General features: G+C 54.9%; 16 protein-coding genes. 12 read left to right on the top strand and 4 right to left on the bottom strand.

Annotation, left to right across the window (positions count from 1 at the left end):
* The first annotated feature begins 398 nt into the window (after window positions 1-398).
* The 12 genes from IT781_RS19730 (at window position 399) to IT781_RS19675 (ending at window position 13265) form a co-directional block, all read left to right on the top strand.
* Entirely contained in the window at window positions 399-1241 is an 843-nt protein-coding gene (locus IT781_RS19730) for an energy transducer TonB (RefSeq protein ID WP_194971892.1), read from the top strand.
* A gap of 10 nt (window positions 1242-1251) precedes the next feature.
* Window positions 1252-2181, top strand: coding sequence for a MotA/TolQ/ExbB proton channel family protein (locus tag IT781_RS19725; RefSeq protein ID WP_194971891.1), 930 nt, complete (start codon window positions 1252-1254; stop codon window positions 2179-2181).
* Entirely contained in the window at window positions 2181-2591 is a 411-nt protein-coding gene (locus tag IT781_RS19720; RefSeq protein WP_194971890.1) for a biopolymer transporter ExbD, read from the top strand. Before IT781_RS19725 ends, IT781_RS19720 begins: the two co-directional genes overlap by 1 nt.
* Window positions 2592-2733: 142 nt before the next feature.
* Entirely contained in the window at window positions 2734-5676 is a 2943-nt protein-coding gene (locus IT781_RS19715) for a TonB-dependent receptor (protein ID WP_194971889.1), read from the top strand.
* A 29-nt stretch (window positions 5677-5705) separates the two neighbouring features.
* On the top strand, window positions 5706-6671 hold the full coding sequence (locus IT781_RS19710; protein ID WP_194971888.1) for an SMP-30/gluconolactonase/LRE family protein: 966 nt from the start codon (window positions 5706-5708) through the stop codon (window positions 6669-6671).
* Window positions 6672-6851: 180 nt separating this feature from the next.
* Window positions 6852-7742 (top strand): dienelactone hydrolase family protein, encoded by an 891-nt coding sequence (locus IT781_RS19705; protein WP_194971887.1) that lies wholly within the window; start codon window positions 6852-6854, stop codon window positions 7740-7742.
* Window positions 7743-7777: 35 nt separating this feature from the next.
* Window positions 7778-9895: a protein-disulfide reductase DsbD gene (locus IT781_RS19700; protein ID WP_194971886.1), complete on the top strand. Its 2118-nt coding sequence runs from the start codon at window positions 7778-7780 to the stop codon at window positions 9893-9895.
* Between the two features lie 368 nt (window positions 9896-10263).
* Window positions 10264-10674, top strand: coding sequence for a hypothetical protein (locus tag IT781_RS19695; RefSeq protein WP_194971885.1), 411 nt, complete (start codon window positions 10264-10266; stop codon window positions 10672-10674).
* A gap of 49 nt (window positions 10675-10723) precedes the next feature.
* Window positions 10724-11344 (top strand): redoxin domain-containing protein, encoded by a 621-nt coding sequence (locus IT781_RS19690; RefSeq protein ID WP_194971884.1) that lies wholly within the window; start codon window positions 10724-10726, stop codon window positions 11342-11344.
* Window positions 11345-11356: 12 nt separating this feature from the next.
* A complete protein-coding gene (locus IT781_RS19685) occupies window positions 11357-12064 on the top strand; it encodes a cytochrome b/b6 domain-containing protein (RefSeq protein WP_194971883.1) in 708 nt (235 codons plus the stop codon).
* Window positions 12065-12107: 43 nt separating this feature from the next.
* Window positions 12108-12569, top strand: coding sequence for a cytochrome c (locus tag IT781_RS19680; protein WP_194971882.1), 462 nt, complete (start codon window positions 12108-12110; stop codon window positions 12567-12569).
* Between the two features lie 234 nt (window positions 12570-12803).
* Complete coding sequence (locus IT781_RS19675) at window positions 12804-13265, top strand: cupin domain-containing protein (RefSeq protein ID WP_194971881.1); 462 nt, start codon at window positions 12804-12806, stop codon at window positions 13263-13265.
* A 197-nt stretch (window positions 13266-13462) separates the two neighbouring features.
* Here IT781_RS19675 and IT781_RS22505 read toward each other — a convergent pair whose 3' ends face one another.
* The 4 genes from IT781_RS22505 to IT781_RS19655 all read right to left on the bottom strand — a co-directional run bounded on the left by IT781_RS22505 (window position 13463) and on the right by IT781_RS19655 (window position 16768).
* Window positions 13463-14092: a VPLPA-CTERM sorting domain-containing protein gene (locus tag IT781_RS22505; protein WP_228779292.1), complete on the bottom strand. Its 630-nt coding sequence runs from the start codon at window positions 14090-14092 to the stop codon at window positions 13463-13465.
* 583 nt (window positions 14093-14675) lie between these two features.
* Entirely contained in the window at window positions 14676-15356 is a 681-nt protein-coding gene (locus tag IT781_RS19665; protein ID WP_194971880.1) for a lectin, read from the bottom strand.
* Between the two features lie 282 nt (window positions 15357-15638).
* The gene (locus tag IT781_RS19660) at window positions 15639-16211 is read right to left on the bottom strand and encodes a cytochrome c (protein WP_194971879.1); all 573 of its coding nucleotides are present in this window, start codon (window positions 16209-16211) and stop codon (window positions 15639-15641) included.
* 83 nt (window positions 16212-16294) lie between these two features.
* Window positions 16295-16768 carry a DUF6644 family protein gene (locus IT781_RS19655; RefSeq protein ID WP_194971878.1) on the bottom strand — a complete coding sequence of 158 codons (474 nt, stop codon included), beginning with the start codon at window positions 16766-16768 and terminating at the stop codon, window positions 16295-16297.
* Window positions 16769-16916: the final 148 nt, after the last annotated feature.

Genomic DNA, 16916 nt, shown 5'->3' with positions numbered 1-16916 from the left:
GGCGGCCTTTTCTTTGGTTACTTTCTTTTGGCCGCGCAAAAGAAAGTAACTCGCCCTCGGGTGCGATGAACCCGATTAACACAACCGTCGCGCTAGCGACACTTTAGCGCTGTTGCTGAGACAGCAGGCCATAAACAGCTTGTTGCTGAGAGTGCAGCCAGGTGCATGGCCGCGACTGCGGTCAGCAAATCGGCCACGAAGGTTTCCTGTTTTTAAAGTCATTGAATTCATTGGTATTGTTAGTGATCGAGCTCAGGTTGTGCCAGACATGGCACGGATTGTGATTAGGCTGTCTTGAAGTCGATTGAGACCAGTCTGCTTAAGGTTGTGGCCTCGTTTGCAATTATTACTAATGAATTGACACCGATCGGTGTCGTTCAAGGAACTGAGTGAACAGTATGAACCGCCCTGTAAAGAACTTTCAGCAAGTTGAACCAGGAATTACATCTCCCAATAATTTGGCGCGCATTTTCTCCTTTAAAACCGCTGCCAATGAATTCGATGCGTCATTCTTGCCCTCTGCAGGGACAGCCGCGGTCTTGGACGACTTCAGATTTGAATCCGATAAAGGTGATCGGAAGCTTATCGATTATCTGGCGTTAGGCATATTGTCGATTTTTATTCATGCCGCGCTGGTTGACCATTTCGAACGGGCGGATTTTGAGCCGGAAGAAATTGTTCAGCCCAAGGTTCCGCCCAAAGTGCAAATCACCCTGGTTAAACCGCAGCCGAAGCCAGTCATCCAGCCGCCACCGCCTCCTCCACCCAAGGCCAAGCCGAAACCGGTGCAGAAAAAAGCCGTTCCGCTCAAGCCGCAAAAACCGAAGGTCAAGCCAAAACCGGTCGAGGATATCGTTGAGCCGCCGCCAACGCCTCAGCCGACCTCGGCTGCCGAATCCAATGCGCCGGTTAGTCCGGCTCCCGTAGCGGCCCCGCCTGCACCGCCCGTCGAGGAGAAAGTAACGCAGCCGCATGCGGGCGCCGATTATCTGAATAACCCGGCCCCGGAATACCCCGAGATTGCCATGGAGAGAGGCTGGGAGGGACGCGTGCTGATGAAGGTGCACGTCCAGCCTGATGGCAAGCCGGACGAGATTTCCGTCATAAAGTCCAGCGGCAAGAAGGTGCTGGACGATGCCGCCGTCAGCACGGTCAAGAAATGGTCTTTCGTTCCTGCAAAGCGCGGCGATACGCCGATTGCAGGCTGGGTAACCGTTCCTATCACGTTTAATTTAAGTTGAGGATTTATCAATGACACAAACCACATCTCCAGTTTCGCAAACACCGCCGGGCGCTGGTATTGCCAATCCTGCGGCGTCAGGCATCGCGCCAGGCATTACCGACGCGCCCGCGGGCGCTGCCCAAGCCGCGTCCGCGGCTACGGAACAGGTTGCTTCCGCTGCAAGCGGCATTGCACCGGCCGGTTCGGACATCACCTCGGCCGTCATCGTAGACGGCACGCTCTGGGTATTAATCGGATTTTCGGTGGCGACCTGGGCCTTGATCCTGATCAAAGGCATACAGCACCTGCGGATTTCCCATCACAACCGCGTCTTCAGCAAACAGTTCTGGGGCGCGCAGGATTTTCAGGCCGCCGCCGCGCTGGGCACTTATGCCGGGCCGGCAGGGAGAGTCGCCCAGGCCGGTTTCGCAACGCTGATAGAAGCCGATGGCGGCACGACGACGCACGATCTGGAACATACGGGCGATCGTCAGGAGCTGCTTGACCGCCGCCTGCGCCAGCAGATGCAGAAAGAACGCGGCGCGCTGGAAAGCGGGCTCGCGATCCTGGCGACCGTCGGCAGCATCTCCCCGTTCGTCGGTCTGTTCGGCACGGTCTGGGGCATCATGGGCGCGCTGACCAGCATCAGCAAAAGCGGTTCGGCCAGCCTGGATGTGGTGGCCGGACCCATCGGCGAGGCGCTGATCGCGACGGCCGTCGGTATCGCCGTCGCCGTGCCCGCGGTCATCGCCTACAACTTCTTTATCCGCAGAAACAAAGTGATCTGGGCGTTTCTTGACGATTTCGCCATCGATTTCGTGCATCTCGCCCTGAAAACTTCGTTCATCATCAAACGCCCTGCAGCCCGGCCTGCGGCGTCCCGCCTTGCTGATGCGGCCGGCAACAGAAAGCACATCCTCAATGACGAAGAACTGCCAGCGAAGGGGGCGCACGCCTGATGGCCTTTAATACGAGAGAAGACGGCGGCGATGATGTCATGGGTGAAATCAACGTCACGCCCTTGGTCGACGTGATGCTGGTATTGCTGGTGGTGTTCATCGTGACCGCACCTTTGCTGACCAACGCCATCCATGTCAATTTGCCCGAAACGGCCGAAACGGCGCCGCCCGAAGAAAAGGAGGCCGTCTATGTCAGCGTGAATGCGCAGGGGAAAGTGTTCATCGACAAGACCGAGATTCCGCTGGAATCCTTCGAAAACGAGCTGAAAACCCGCAAGGCCGCCGACCCTGAAATAGCGCTCAACCTGAACGCGGACGATGCCGTGCAATACGGCATCGTAGCCAAGGTGATGTCATCGATAGAACGTGCCGGCATTGCCAAGCTGTCGGTTCTGACTATCGCCAAATAACCAATAAATCATTGCGTGGGAAGTGATTTAACCGGCCTGCCCAGGGCCGGTTCAGGGATGCTTTGTCCCGAACACACGGGATGCTCGTCAACCGACGGGCTATTCCAAAAGTTTTGAGAATAATTATTAATGAGTAGTGACAATGAATTTTGACAGTAATCGGCAACAGACGGAGGGCAGTGACGAGCTGGCGTTGTTGAACGAAGAGCTGATGTGGCTGATAGCGTACGATAATCTTGATGAGGCCATTTCGACTGAAGATAATCAAGCTTCATCAGACCCAACAAGAAAAACCACAGGCATCAACAATAAACCTATACTGCTGAGCTGTGCGGCAATCATTATTGCCAGCGCTTCATTATTCACGCCTGATTATGCTTTCGCTGACGATCAGGACCTTGCAGCCGAGAATGCCCGGCTGAGACAGGAGCTGGAAGCGGCGAGGAAAGAGAACCAATCTCTTAAAAAAACGCTTAAGGTTGAGGATGCGCCAGTCGTTGAAGATACCTCGGCCAAACCTCAGGCTGCTGAAGAAACCCTTGCAGAAGAAGCGGCCGTTGAAGAAAACAAGACCAAAGACCTTGGCGAAGTCGTGGTACGCGCGCAGCCGCGGCTTAAAAAACTAAAAGACGTCCCGACTTCCACCTCGGTGCGGACAGGACAGGAATTGGCGCGGGAGTTGGCATTCGACATGGAAGGTATTCTAAAACGCTCAGGCAACGTCAAATTCGATCCGGGTAATGCCCGCACCAGCAGTTTATCGCTGCGGGGCTTGGGAAAACAGGGCTTGGTCGATGCCATGGACCCCAGTATTGGAACCGTCTTCGATGGCGTGCCGTATGTATACAATCCGCTGACAAGTTTTGATCAATACGACTTAGCTTATGTGCAGGTGGACCGGGGACCTACCGGTACCGATTTCGGCAAAAATTTTAACATGGGCAGAATTGCGATTACGCCCAGACACCCGGCTTTCACGTCAGACGCCAATTTTTCCCTGACCTATGGCGATTATGATACGTACATTGCCGATGCGGCCGGCGGCGGTGCCGTGATTGACAATTTACTGGCCTGGCGAGGCGCTATTCACGTCAACAAAGCCGATGGAGCGTACGAAAATATATCGAATCCGCGCCAGACTTGGTACAACAGAGATCGTGCAGCGGGCCGGCTCCAGTTGTTGTTTACGCCAACCGAAGATTTCAACGCCCGTATCAGCTTTGACGCGAATGTTAAACAGGATGAGTCATTCAATGGCAATGATTTTTTCACGCCACTGCCGCGTCAATTTGCCAACGGCACACCGAATACGTCTTTGAATTCGTCATTTGAGACACGATCAAGCAGGCGCTGGTTCAGGGATGCCAAGCCAAATTATACCCTTGCCAATTACTTTCGCACTGACGCCTTTGATCAGGACAGCAGCGAACCCATTCAAACGGCTAGCAAAGGTGGATTGATTGACCTTAATTGGAATGCAGGCGATTTCAAACTGTCCTCGATTACCTCGCTTAGAGATTTTGAATTCCGGGCCGCCAATGATGAAGGTACGCCTTTCGATGTCAACAGAGGCGGATTTACCGGCGGGCATGTACCTGAATTATTGCATTTTACCCAGGAATTTCGCATCGGCTCACATTATAAAGATCTGGTCGATTATCAGGCTGGCGCGCTCTACCTGAAGCGCGATATGCAGTACAACAACTGGGCTTCTTATGGCAAGGACGCAGGCGCCTGGTACGCCAGTAATAGCCAATACAATGTGCTCGATGCCGATAATAACGGCAGACAATTGATGTCGGATTCTGCTGACGGCCTGATCAGATGGCGTAATCGTATTATAGAAAATGATTCCGCGGGACTTTTCGGGCAAGCGGAATGGCATGTAAACGATGCTTTTAACATCACGACCGGCGCCCGGGTCAATTATGAAAAACGCAAACTATCCGTCAAGCAAGTCTTGACCGATAACGGAAGCGGTTCAGTCTTGAACAAGGCTGCCGTCAATGGTATCCAGTTAGGCGGTTTTGAAACGGACAAGTCAGGCGTTATGCCTGCGAGTGCGCTGGCCGACCCCAAGCAGGTCGCAGCAGCTAACGCGGCGGCACTTAAATATTTTAATCAGCAAAATTACGCGGACCTGACTGCTGCGCAGAAAAGCCAGATCGGTGCGGCAAAATCCATTCGTGATGGCCGTATAGGGAATCTTTGGGACTTCCAAGATGGCGTCATTGAAGATGTTCAGCCTACATTCCTCGTAAGTCCGAGTTATAAATTCAACAAAGATCTGACGGGTTATGTGTCCTGGCGATTCAGCCAAAAGCCGGGGTTCCTGGATGTCCCGAATGGCGCAATTCAGAAAATTAAAGAAGAGACCACCAATGCCTTCGAGATAGGTTTCAAATCGGATCTATTCAACGACACATTAGCCTTGCATGCCGATTTCTTTTGGATGGATATAGAGGATTATCAGCAGCCGGCTTTGGTATTTGACGAATTCACTACCAACATAGATCGTCAAACCAATCCTAATGCCGATCCCGTATTCATCTCTGGCAGCGGCAATGCAGAAGGCGTCCGCATAATGGGTGTGGAAATCGATGGTTCTTACACCGGACTCCCCTATACCGCGATTAATTTTTCCGGCGCCTGGAATGATGCGGTTTATACCGATTTCACCAACGCCGTAACGCCGGTTGAACTGCGATATCCCGGCGCGCCGGTGTTATACGACGCAACGGGCAAAAATCTTCCCGGATCTGCTCAATTTACCTTCAGTATCAGCCCGGAAGTTCGTTACCCCCTTGCCAGGGTAGGTTTTGATAAAGCTGAATTCCATACCAGTTTTACCACTACGTATACCAGCGCATTCAACTCGGATAACTCGTTATCAACATACGGTGTCATTAAAGCCAATACCACGACGGATTTTTCGATTGGCATTGGTCGCGTCGACAGACTGCTTGATGTCTCGGTGGTCGGAAAGAATATTTTTAACAATCAAGAACCTATTGCCAGAACCTGGAATACCTGGCAGCCAAATTGGCCGCAGTGGTTTGGTGTAAGGGTCAGCAGTAGCTTTTAAATAATTTTATACGCATTCGGAGATAAAAGATGTTACCCAAAAAAATACTTAACAAGCTAGTCCCCCTTATTAGCGCAATTGCCTTCAGCGCCTCGGTTCAGGCAGACGATTCAGTCACGCCGCCCATTCCCGGCGTGGCGGCCGGCGGCGTCGTCATCGATCTGATCAAGGACGGCTTCAACGGCACGGAAGGGCCTATCGGCCTGGCGGACGGCAGCCTGTTGTTCACCGAAACCAATGCCAACCGCATCGTGCGCATCGCGCCCGACAATACCGTTTCAACGTTCCTGGAAAACACAAACGGCGCCAACGGTCTGGCCGTAAATGCCAATGGAGAACTCGTCGCCGTGCAGGTCGTCAACACCCGCGTAGGCGTGATTCATCCTCAGGGGCAGGAGAAAACCATCGCCGAGAATTTTGAAGGGCAGGCTTTTCAGCGCCCTAACGATCTGGTTCTGGCCAAAAACGGCGGCATTTACTTTACCGACAGCGGCACGCGCCCGACCAAGGAAAACCCTAATCCGCCGGTTTCAAAACCGGGGCTGTTCTACATCACGCCGGCCGGCTCTCTGACGCGCCTGGCCAACGATATCGAGCGTCCGAACGGCGTTCAGCTCAGCCCTGACGAAAAAGTGCTGTATGTGGCTAATACCCAGGGCGAGCATGTTCTCGCCTATGACATCGCCGCCGACGGCTCAATCCAGAACAAGCGCAACTTCGCCAAGCTGGAAGGCTGGAAAAATACCGAAAACGGCTGGTCCAGCGGCGCGGACGGGCTGGCAGTCGATGCCGAGGGCAGGCTGTATGTCGCCTCCAACGCCGGCATCGAAGTATTCAGCAGCAAGGGCGAAGCGCTGGGCGTCATCCCGGTGCCTAAAAAGCCTCAGAATCTGGCTTTCGCCGGCAAGGACAAGAAAACGCTTTATGTGGTAGGACGCGGCGCCGCCTACAGAATTCCTCTGCTGGCAGCAGGCTACGGCGGCAGGGCGAAGTAAGGAGTTTATGAATTCGGTTTCAGGGTTTGCGGTGGAGATTGTGATCAATGGAGACACAACCCAAGCGTGGATAACGGCACCCCTTCCTCATGCTTGCTGTAATCCATGTAAATCCGTGCAGCCTCTATCAAGGGCTCTGAAACCGACCTTTTTATCAGGACATCAATCAAGGAGTCTTCCATGACGCGCAAAACAGCAAACGACTTCAATCCGGAAGTGTTGAAGCTTTTCGATCACTACGTCCACGGCGATCTGTCCCGGCGGGGATTTCTGGCCTCGGCAGCCAAATACGCGGTCCTGGGCCTGACTGCGGAAGGCCTGCTTGAGGCGTTGAACCCGAAATTCGCTGAGGCGCAGCAGGTTGCCGCCGACGATGCCCGCATTGAAGCAAGCTACGAGCATTTTCCGTCGCCGAATGGCTACCAGGCGATACGCGGCTATCTGGTAAAGCCGGCCAAGATCAAAGGCAAACTGCCGGTGGTGCTGGTGGTGCACGAAAACCGCGGCCTGAATCCCCATATCGAAGACATCGCGCGGCGCGTCGCTCTGGATAATTTTATCGCTTTCGCGCCGGATGCCCTGTTTTCTTTGGGCGGTTACCCGGGCGATGAAGACAAGGCGCGCGATCTTTTCAAGGCACTGGATCAGAACAAGACGCGGGCCGACTTTATAGCGGCCGTCGATGTGCTGAAGAAACTGCCGGAAGGCAACGGCAAAGTGGGTGTGGTCGGTTTCTGCTACGGCGGCGGCATCGCCAATTTCCTGGCGACCCGCGTTCCCGATCTGGCGGCGGCCGTGCCTTTCTATGGCGGCCAGCCGGCGGCGGAAGAGGCGGCAAACATCAAGGCGCCGCTGCTGCTGCACTTTGCCGGCGCCGACGAGCGCATCAATGCCGGCTGGCCAGCCTATGAGGCGGCCCTGAAAGCCGCCAGCGTCAACTATGAGGCGCACATTTACCCCGGCGTGCAGCACGGCTTCAACAACGACACCACGCCGCGCTTCGACGTGGCGGCGGCAAAACTGGCTTGGGAGCGCACCATCCGTTTTTTCAATGACCATCTGCGCGCCTAGTTCCTTCATGTTCGACTGACTATCGTGAGGTTTCCATGCTGATCTTTCGTCTCATACCGATCGCTTTACTGGCGCTGACTTGCTCGGATGCCGACGCAGGCCCGTCTGAAGCCGCTACCGAGCAGGTCAGGGCGCAGCTGATCGCTTCTGTCGATGCCGTGCGTCCGGGCGATACGATTCAGGTGGGCGTGCATCAGACGATCATTCCGCACTGGCATACCTACTGGGTCAATCCCGGCGATTCCGGGCTGGCCACCACGATTGACTACGATCTGCCCGCAGGCGCCACGGCCGGCGCCATCCAATGGCCGACGCCGAGCCGCATCACGCTGGGCCCTGTGGCCAATTACGGCTACGAGAACGAAGTCACGCTGCTGTCCAGCATCAAGGTGCCGGATGACGCCAGCGGCGTGTTCCCGGTCAAGGCCAAGGTCAAATGGCTAGTTTGCGAAGAGATCTGCATTCCTCAACGGGTCGAACTGGCGCTGGACCTGCCCGTCGTAGCGCCCGGCCAGGATCGCGGCCGCGGCAGTGCGCTGATCGGCAAGGCCCAGGCCAGCCTGCCGTCAGCCAGCCCCTGGCCGGTCAGCGCCTCAAGCGATAATAGCGGCTTGACGCTGCGGATCACCGGCACGGGATTGCAGCCCGACAACATCAAAGACATCTGGTTTTATCCGCTCGAGTGGGGCCGGATTGCGCACAACGCGGACCAGCCTTGGCTGAGCAGCGGCGATACCATTGAGCTGAAACTGCAGCCAGGCGATGATGCGCCGGCTGTCGGCGGCCGTTTCAACGGCGTGCTGGCGATAACGGAAGATGGCCGGGATGGGCCGGTGACGCGCGGGTTTATTATCGACGTGCCATTGGCTGCGGCCAAAGCCGGTGCTTCGTTAGCTGCGGAACCCGATCTGGCGCTGCCGTCGGCACTGTTCCTGGCCTTGTTGGGCGGCGTGATATTGAACCTGATGCCGTGCGTGTTTCCGGTGCTTTCCATCAAGGCGCTGTCGCTCATAAAGCATGCGCATCAGGCGCCGCTGCAAACGCGCCTGCACGGGCTGGCTTACACCTCAGGCGTGCTTTTCAGTTTCGCGCTGCTGGGCTCGCTGCTGATCGCACTGCAAGCCAGCGGCTTACAGATCGGCTGGGGATTTCAGTTTCAGTCGCCGGTGTTCGTGCTGGCCGTCGCCTATCTGATGTTCGCGGTCGGGCTCAGCCTGTCCGGCGTTTTTTCCGTAGGCGGTTCGGCCACAGGCATCGGCGCTTCGCTGGCTGAACGGCCCGGCTATACGGGCAGTTTTTTCACGGGCATGCTGGCGACAATCGTCGCTACGCCCTGCACAGCGCCGTTCATGGGGGCTGCCATCGGCTTCGCGCTGGCTCAACCGCCGCTGGTGTTGCTGGCCGTCTTCCTCAGCCTGGGCTTCGGCCTTGCCTTGCCCTATCTGCTGTTGAGCTTTTGGCCTTTCCTGCAGCGCTGTCTGCCGAAACCCGGCGCATGGATGGAGCGCGTCAAGCAGGGTATGGCTTTCCCGATGTACGCGGCGGCCGTCTGGCTGGTCTGGGTGCTGGCGCAGCAAGGCGGGAATGATGCGGTTGTCGTCGCGCTGGGCGGCATGGTGGCGATCGCTTTCGCGGCCTGGCTCTATGAATCCACTAAAACCGGCGGCGAAACGGCGCAGCATAGCGGCGAGGGCATTGCCGTGCTGACGCTGGCGCTGGCTTTGATTGGCGGCTATTACGGCGTGGAAGCCGGTGTTGCCGCAGAAGCTGAATCTTCAACCGCCGCCGAAGGCAAAGACTGGCAGCCCTACTCGGCCGAACGCCTCAAGGCCTTGCGCGCCGAGGGCAAACCGGTGTTTCTGAACTTTACGGCGGCCTGGTGCATTAGCTGCATCGTCAATGAAAAAGTCGCGCTGAGCCAGCGTTCGGTGACCGACGCCTTCAGGCAAGCCGGCATTACTTACCTGAAAGGCGACTGGACCAACCGCGATCCCGAAATTACCCGGAAACTCGCGGAATTCAGCCGCAGCGGCGTGCCGCTCTACGTCTATTACCCCGCCGGCACGGCGGCGGGTCCGGTTGTGCTGCCGCAGATACTGACGCCCGAGATCGTAACGCAGGCTGTCACGGCAGTTTCCACGAATGATCAGTGAGAGCCGTAGGGTACGCACCGCGTACCTGTTCAGTGTTGTGATGAGCCGGCAAATTTTGAAAAAGGTATGCAATGCATACCCTACAGAGTGTAGGAACAAGGGAGTGCAAAGGAAACGGCACTCCCATTAAGGAAGCAAACGAGCTGAAAAAGTGATGATGACAGGCGAAGCACAGCGCGATCAAGTCCAGGTGTGGAGCGTGCAGACCTGCAAAGTTATAAGGCGGCTTCCGTTTCGCGGTTGAAGGATCAAGTTCAGCAGCAAATCAATGGACCGGTTTGCTGCCTCATCCAGGGCGCTGCATTGGATGGCGGCGCAATAACCAGGGAGGGATAAGTGCGTATGAATTTTTTAATGTCAGGGCGAAGATGCTGAGCAGCAAACAAATACAGATAGTCATAACCGCCGCCGTTTTGATTCTGGCTGTAGTGATGCCGGTTGAGACCTTTCATCTGCTGATGGAAATCGTGGTTGAAATTTATGAGTTGCTCGAATTCACGCTGGATGAAGTGATCCACCACGTCTTCGAAACGAGCCGCCATACCACTCAGGTGATCGTTTTTTATTTGATGCTGGGGATGTTTTTGTACGGCCTTTACCGTCTGGCGAGGCTGTTGAGGGCGATCAACCTCAAGGTGAAAACCGTGATTTCCGGTTGGCATGCGATATGCAATGAAAGAAGCGCCAACGCCTGGAAGCCCTGGCTGTTGGACAAAAGAGTGCGGATGCTGTGCGGATTCACCTTTGGCGGGGCTTGTCTGGCCCTACTGGTGTTTTAAGCAGCCGAGAGCCTGAAAGCGTTTTTTATTTAACCATAAGGAGTCAGTCATGTTTTTGAATCAATTTTACCGGAGCGCCTTAATGGGCCTGGCTTTTGTCTTGGCTTCCATGACGGCCCATGCCGCGCCTGTCGTCAATCAGGCCGCGCCTTTATTCTCGGGCGCGGCCGCCGACGGCAGCAACGTCAATCTCGCCGATCTGCGCGGCAAGACCGTAGTCCTGGAATGGACCAACCATGAATGTCCGTTCGTGGTGAAGCATTACGAAAGCGGCAACATCCCGAACCTGCAAAAAGGCGCCGCCGCCAAAGGCATCATCTGGCTGCAGGTCATCTCTTCGGCGCCCGGCAAGCAAGGCTACATCGACGGCGAAACGGCCAGGAAGCTCAATGCCGAGCGCGGCGCTACGCCTGCCAACACCGTGTTCGATCCGGACGGCAGAATCGGCCGTCTTTATGAAGCCACCAATACGCCGCAATTCTTCATCATCAATCCCGAAGGCGTGCTGGTTTACAAAGGCGGCATCGACAGCATTCCTTCAGCGGACAAGGAAGACATCGCCAAAGCCGAAAACTATGTCAGCGCAGCATTGGCTGAACTGGATGCCGGCAAGCCCGTCAGCCAACCCGTCACCAAGCCTTACGGCTGCACCGTCAAATATTCAGGATAAGGAGAGACAACCATGAAAGAAACCGTACACATCTGGGACTGGCCGCTCAGGCTGTTTCACTGGCTGCTCGTGATAGCCGTCGTCGGGGCTTATGTCACCGGCAAGCTCGGCGGCGATCTGACCGACTGGCATGGCCGCATAGGCGGGCTGATTCTGGGCTTGCTGATCTTCCGTATCATCTGGGGCTTTGTCGGCACGACGCATGCCCGGTTCGTCAATTTCTTCCCGACTTTCGGCCGTCTTGCCGCCTATTTCAAAGGCAACTGGCATGGCATCGGCCATAATCCGGTCGGGGCCTTGTCGGTCCTGGCGCTGTTGGCGGTGCTGACCGTGCTCGCCGCCACGGGCCTGTTCGCCAATGACGACATCGCCTTCGAAGGGCCGCTGTTCAGCCTGATCGATAAATCCTTGAGCGACAAATTGAGCGGTATCCATGCGCTGGCGCTGGACGTGCTGATGGGTTTGCTGGCATTGCATCTGGCCGCCATCGCATTTCATCAGCTGGTCAAAAAGAACAATCTGGTGCTTCCGATGTTGACGGGCAGGAAACAAGTGCACAAAGCCCAGGCATCATCGATTCCGGCGGTTGGAGCGTTGCGTTTCCTGATGACCGTGGTGATTTCCAGCACGCTGGTCTGGAGCATCTGGAGCGGGAACGTGGCGAGCTATCTCAATCCGGTCGACAGCCTGCAAACCGCGGCGGTCAGGCTGGGTTGGTAAAACGTTAAGACCATTTTTTATAACTCTAAAGGAGCTAAATACAATGAAAGTAAAACTGCCACTCGCGTTAGCGCTGACTGCTGTGACAACCGCAGCGTTGTCAGGTCAGGTTGAAGAGCAGATAAGATTCCGCCAGTCCGCCTATTCGTTTCTGAGTTGGAACACGGGGAAAATCAAAAGCCAGGTGGTCGACCACCCCGAAACCTTCAACAAGGATCAGATTATAGCGGCCGCAAACGCCATTGCCGCGACCGCCAATTCCGGCCTGATCAATCTCTACGGTCCCGGTACGGACCAGGGCATAGGCTGGAAACAATCCCGCCTGCGGCCTGAATTCTTCCAGAAACAGGATGAAGCCAAGGAACTCGACGCCACTTTCATCAAGGAAGCCAACGAACTGGCGAAAGTGGCCGCCACAGGCGATGCCGGCGCGATCAAGGCGCAGTTCGGCAAAGTCGGCGCTTCCTGCAAGGGCTGCCACGACCTGATCCGCATTCGCGAGTGATGCGGCAAACTTCATTGCAGCCAAGCGTACCTGTAATGAGTAGGTACCGCTTGGCGCCATGGCCAGATTGAGGAACGAAACCCGGCATAGGGACACCTAATCGGTGATATGCAGGGTTTCCGCAAAGCATCGTAGGGTACGCATCGCGTACCTTCTCAGTGTCTAAATCAAGCCTCAAAAGGTACGCGATGCGTACCCTACTGAACTGTTCAACAACTTATTCTGGAGGATCAGATGTCTGGTATTTTTTCCCGCCATCAGTTATCACAATTAACCCTGACGCTTGCTTTGCTCGGAAGCTTCGGCACCGCAACCGCGGCCGATCTCGATCCCAGGGCCATTTCGATCAAACTGCCGGAGCAGATCAATTGGGTTCCCAACCCCAGCGGCTCGGAGACGGCAGTATTGGTCGGCGACCCGAGCAAACCGGGCCTGTATGTGGTTCTGAACAAGTGGAAAGCGCATCACAACAGCAAGCCGCATTCGCATCCCAACGACAGATTCATCACTGTGATTTCCGGCACCTGGTGGGTAGGCACCGGCACCGATTACGATCCGGCGCACCTGAAACCGGTCCCGGCCGGCAGTTTCGTCACCCATTACGGCAATGAAGTCCATTACGACGGCGCCAAGGACGAAGACACGATTCTGCAAATCGTCGGCATTGGGCCGGCTACGGCGACGCCGGCAAAGTAGTTTGTAACTGAAGTATTGTAGGGTACACATCGCGTGCCATTTCTGAAATTTTTTCGATGAACCAAACCTCAAAAGGTACGCAATGCGTACCTTTTACTGAACTATCAGAAATGGAAGATAATAAAAAACCGCCTACGGATTACCCGAAAGGCGGTTACAGCATTAGATAACAGTGATTGTATCTGTGCTAATAATGACTAAGAGCGCTTGCGATTAAAACCCAGCAGTCCCACTAAGCCAGAGCCAAACAGCCAGACGGCGGCAGGAACGGGAACAGCGCTGACATTGGCATTATTGACGGTAAAGTTGTCAATAAACACATAGTCGCTGCTGCCATTTATGGTCAATGTAGCATGAGTAATGCCTGCATGAGCAATCCCAAAGTAGTCGCCTGAGTTACTGGCGTATGTGGGATTCAAGATGAGCGTTTCAAGTAAGTTGTTGCCGTTAAAAGCGGATAATGTCCAGGTATAATCAGCAGCACCCCATAAGAATCCGAAAGCGCTTACCGGCGTGTCAAAATCAAATTGGAAGCTATCAGGGCCGGAACCATGATTGGTCATATGATAAGTTCCGCGGGTGTTATAACCTCCAGCGTAATCACTATCTACTTCAATATTAGTATTGCCTGTGAATGTAACGCCGGCTATTGACAGAGAAGGAGCATCAACAACACCTGTTGATTCGAAATCAATTACAGTTCCTCCGGCTAAGTTAACATTGTCTGTGGGCAGTCCTTGGCCAAGGATTGGTGCGGCTGTGGCGAATGTTGGAAAAGCCAAGGCGGCCGTAATTACTAAGCCGCCTAAAGATAAAGATTTTTTCATTTATATTTCTCGATAAGCAATGGATAAAAACTTAACTCTTCCACTGTCCATTTTTTAGTTATAGCAGTTGAGTTAGAGTATATATTATCCCATTATTATTTATTTATGTGATACGTATCACATAATTTATTTATTCATTTAGATAATACCAATACTAAGTCTGAATTCCATTTCATTTATTTTATAAGGTTTATTCATCCAATTAATTAAGAGGGGTAATTTCTTTTCATTTAAAATCTGTAGGCTTGATTAAGAAAGGAAATCCAGTATCGTAGGGTACACATCGCGTACCACTTCAAGGCTTTTCGGCACACCGCAAGTCCGGAAAGGTACGCGATGCTTACCCTACTGAACTTGCGCCCTTGAGAGAATTCGTATTGCCTGACCATGCCGATGTCTGCCGCTGTTTCGGGTCGAATGCCCAAAGGGCACCAGTGAATTCGACCCTACAATGACGTAACATAAGTACGTATTTTGAAAATGATACGCCATGCGCCCCAGCCCTGCTGAATCCGGTCGGGCTGAGGAATGAAACCGGTTCAGGGCACGCGAACGTTCCCTGACACATCAAGCTTAAACAGACTTAATCTGCAGCAAAGCAATAGAAATAGCCCGCGCCGCCGGTGCTCACCAGGTTCTCCTGGCCGCAGCCTTTACTGGCGTGGGTCGAGTTCCAGGATACATTGCCGCCGGTAGCCCCGCGGTTGGTACGGTCGGAATGGCCCACCTGAACGCTGCCCTCTCCGCTGCTCGTGTAGTTCTTGCAGGTGTGATCGGCGGCGTCGGCGTAGGCTCTGCCGTCGGGCTTGGAGCCGGTGATGACGTCGTGTTGGTTGGGCGTATCGCCAACCCCGTTGATGGGCGTGCCTTTTTCGGTCAGCGTTGTCTTCCGGTGCACGTTATTGCCTTGCTGACCGAGCTCCACGGTGTCGCCGTGCAGATGGGCCAGGTCGTTGGCCACGATGGCGCCGTTGGCATTGGCCCATGGGCCCTTGCCGATGCGGTCGCGGGCGTTGACGGCGGGCTGGTCGCCGATAGCCTGAGTGCTCAGGTAGGCTCGCCAGGTCCGGTTACCGGCGCCGACCTCGCTGGCCAATTTTTGGCAATGGGCATCGGCACCGGCCAAGCCGCCCAGATCGGCACCCTTGCCGAGGCCGGTGCTGGTTACGAAGAAGCCCAACGGGGGCTTAGGGGGTTCTTCTGCGAAGACGGCGCTGGCGCTCAGAACGAGCAGGCCGGCAAGAAAGCTGTTTTTTTTATTCATATTCTTTTATCTATGGTTTAACAAAACGGATTTATGGAGCAAGGCTCCAGCCCAAGATAGTCAGCATTTATCGTGCCGAATGAAAACGCGTGGGAATCTAATGTTGATGAGCATGACCGATCGCCGGATGTTGCTCTGAAGGCATATTTTGCTGATGGCCTGTTTTCACAGCAACACAGTATCGTAGGGTACGCATCGCGTACCTTTTGAGGTTTGGTTCATAGAAAAAATTTTGAAAATGGTACGCAATGCGTACCCTACCGAACTAAACCCAGCAGTCGACTATTTGGGCCGACTATCGCCCGGATACCAAAATTGAGAATGACATTGTTCGCAGGCCTGTTCGACTTCGCCGCCGGCTCTTTCCAGATCCTCGACGTTTTTGGCGTCTATCGCAGCGATCAGTTGCTGCGCGGCGACCTGAAAGTTATGGACCCGATTGACGTATTCGTTGCGGTTGGCGGCTATCAGTTTTGTGATGTCCGCCGGGTTCAATTCGGCGCCGCCGCTGGAAGTTTTGGCGCTGGCGGCCGCAATGGGTCGGTCCTTGATCAGCAACAGGTTGCCGGCCTCGGCGACAGTCAACGCATGTTGCCTGAGGACCAGCCAGTCCCCGTCGGTTTGCGGGCGGCGTTCCTCGGTGCCGTTGGCCGTGCTGACCGATGATACCGAGTTCCAGACAAAGTCGATATTGGGGTCGATGACAGAGGTCATGATTTCCTGCAACGTCGCGGCCGGCTTGAAGGGCGGGTTCGACTCGGCCGCGGGGATATTGCAGGCCGCCAGCAGCGAGGTCATGGCTAAAGCCGGGGCCGTGGCGAGTAATTTCAGAGCGGATTTCTTGGATAAATTCATAAGTGGGGTGGATTCTCTAGCAGGTAAAGTCCGATGCCGGCAAGTAAAGGTTCGTCATACGCTTGTCGATGGCATTCCCGGATTCAGAAAAAACCGATAAAGCGCCCGGCAAACGCCACGCCGATCCACAAGCTCAGCACCAGCCCGCCGGTAGTTTTTGCCAGCCATGTGCCGCGAGATTCAACGGCGGCGACTTTGCGGTACAGCGTCAAGTAAACCAGCAAGGCCAGGCCCAGCAGGACAAATTTGGCCCAAAAGAAATCGTTGGGGTAATAGCTGGTCGCGGCCGGAATGAAAATCAGCAGGCCGGACACGACCAGGAGCGCCAGGCCCGTCCAGAACAGCCGAGCCGTGCTGCGTTCGATCTGCGCCAGCGGTACATTGCGCAGGCCCAGGCCCAGCAGGTTCAGGCTGGTCAGTAGTACCGACGACAGCAGCAGTATCATGCCGGCGATATGGCCGAGCTCCATCACGGCGCACAACAGATGGTCCAGGCCGCCGAGGAATCGGCCGAAGTCGCTGGATTGCAGAGTTTTAAACGTTTCAAGTGCTGTCATAACAATGATGATTCTTAAGGTTATTGATAACTCACTGATGTTACGCGGTCAGTTGAAGTTAGATCGGTTTAGCAAAGTGTCGCTAACGCGACAGTTGTGTTAATCGGGTTCTCGCACCCGAGGGCGAGTTCCTTTTCTTTGCGCGGCC

It is taken from the genome of Methylobacter sp. BlB1 (genome assembly GCF_015476545.1).
In the GTDB taxonomy this organism is placed as follows: Bacteria; Pseudomonadota; Gammaproteobacteria; order Methylococcales; family Methylomonadaceae; genus Methylobacter.
Note: the sequence above shows the minus strand (reverse complement) of the source record. Positions and strands in the feature narration are given on the sequence as shown.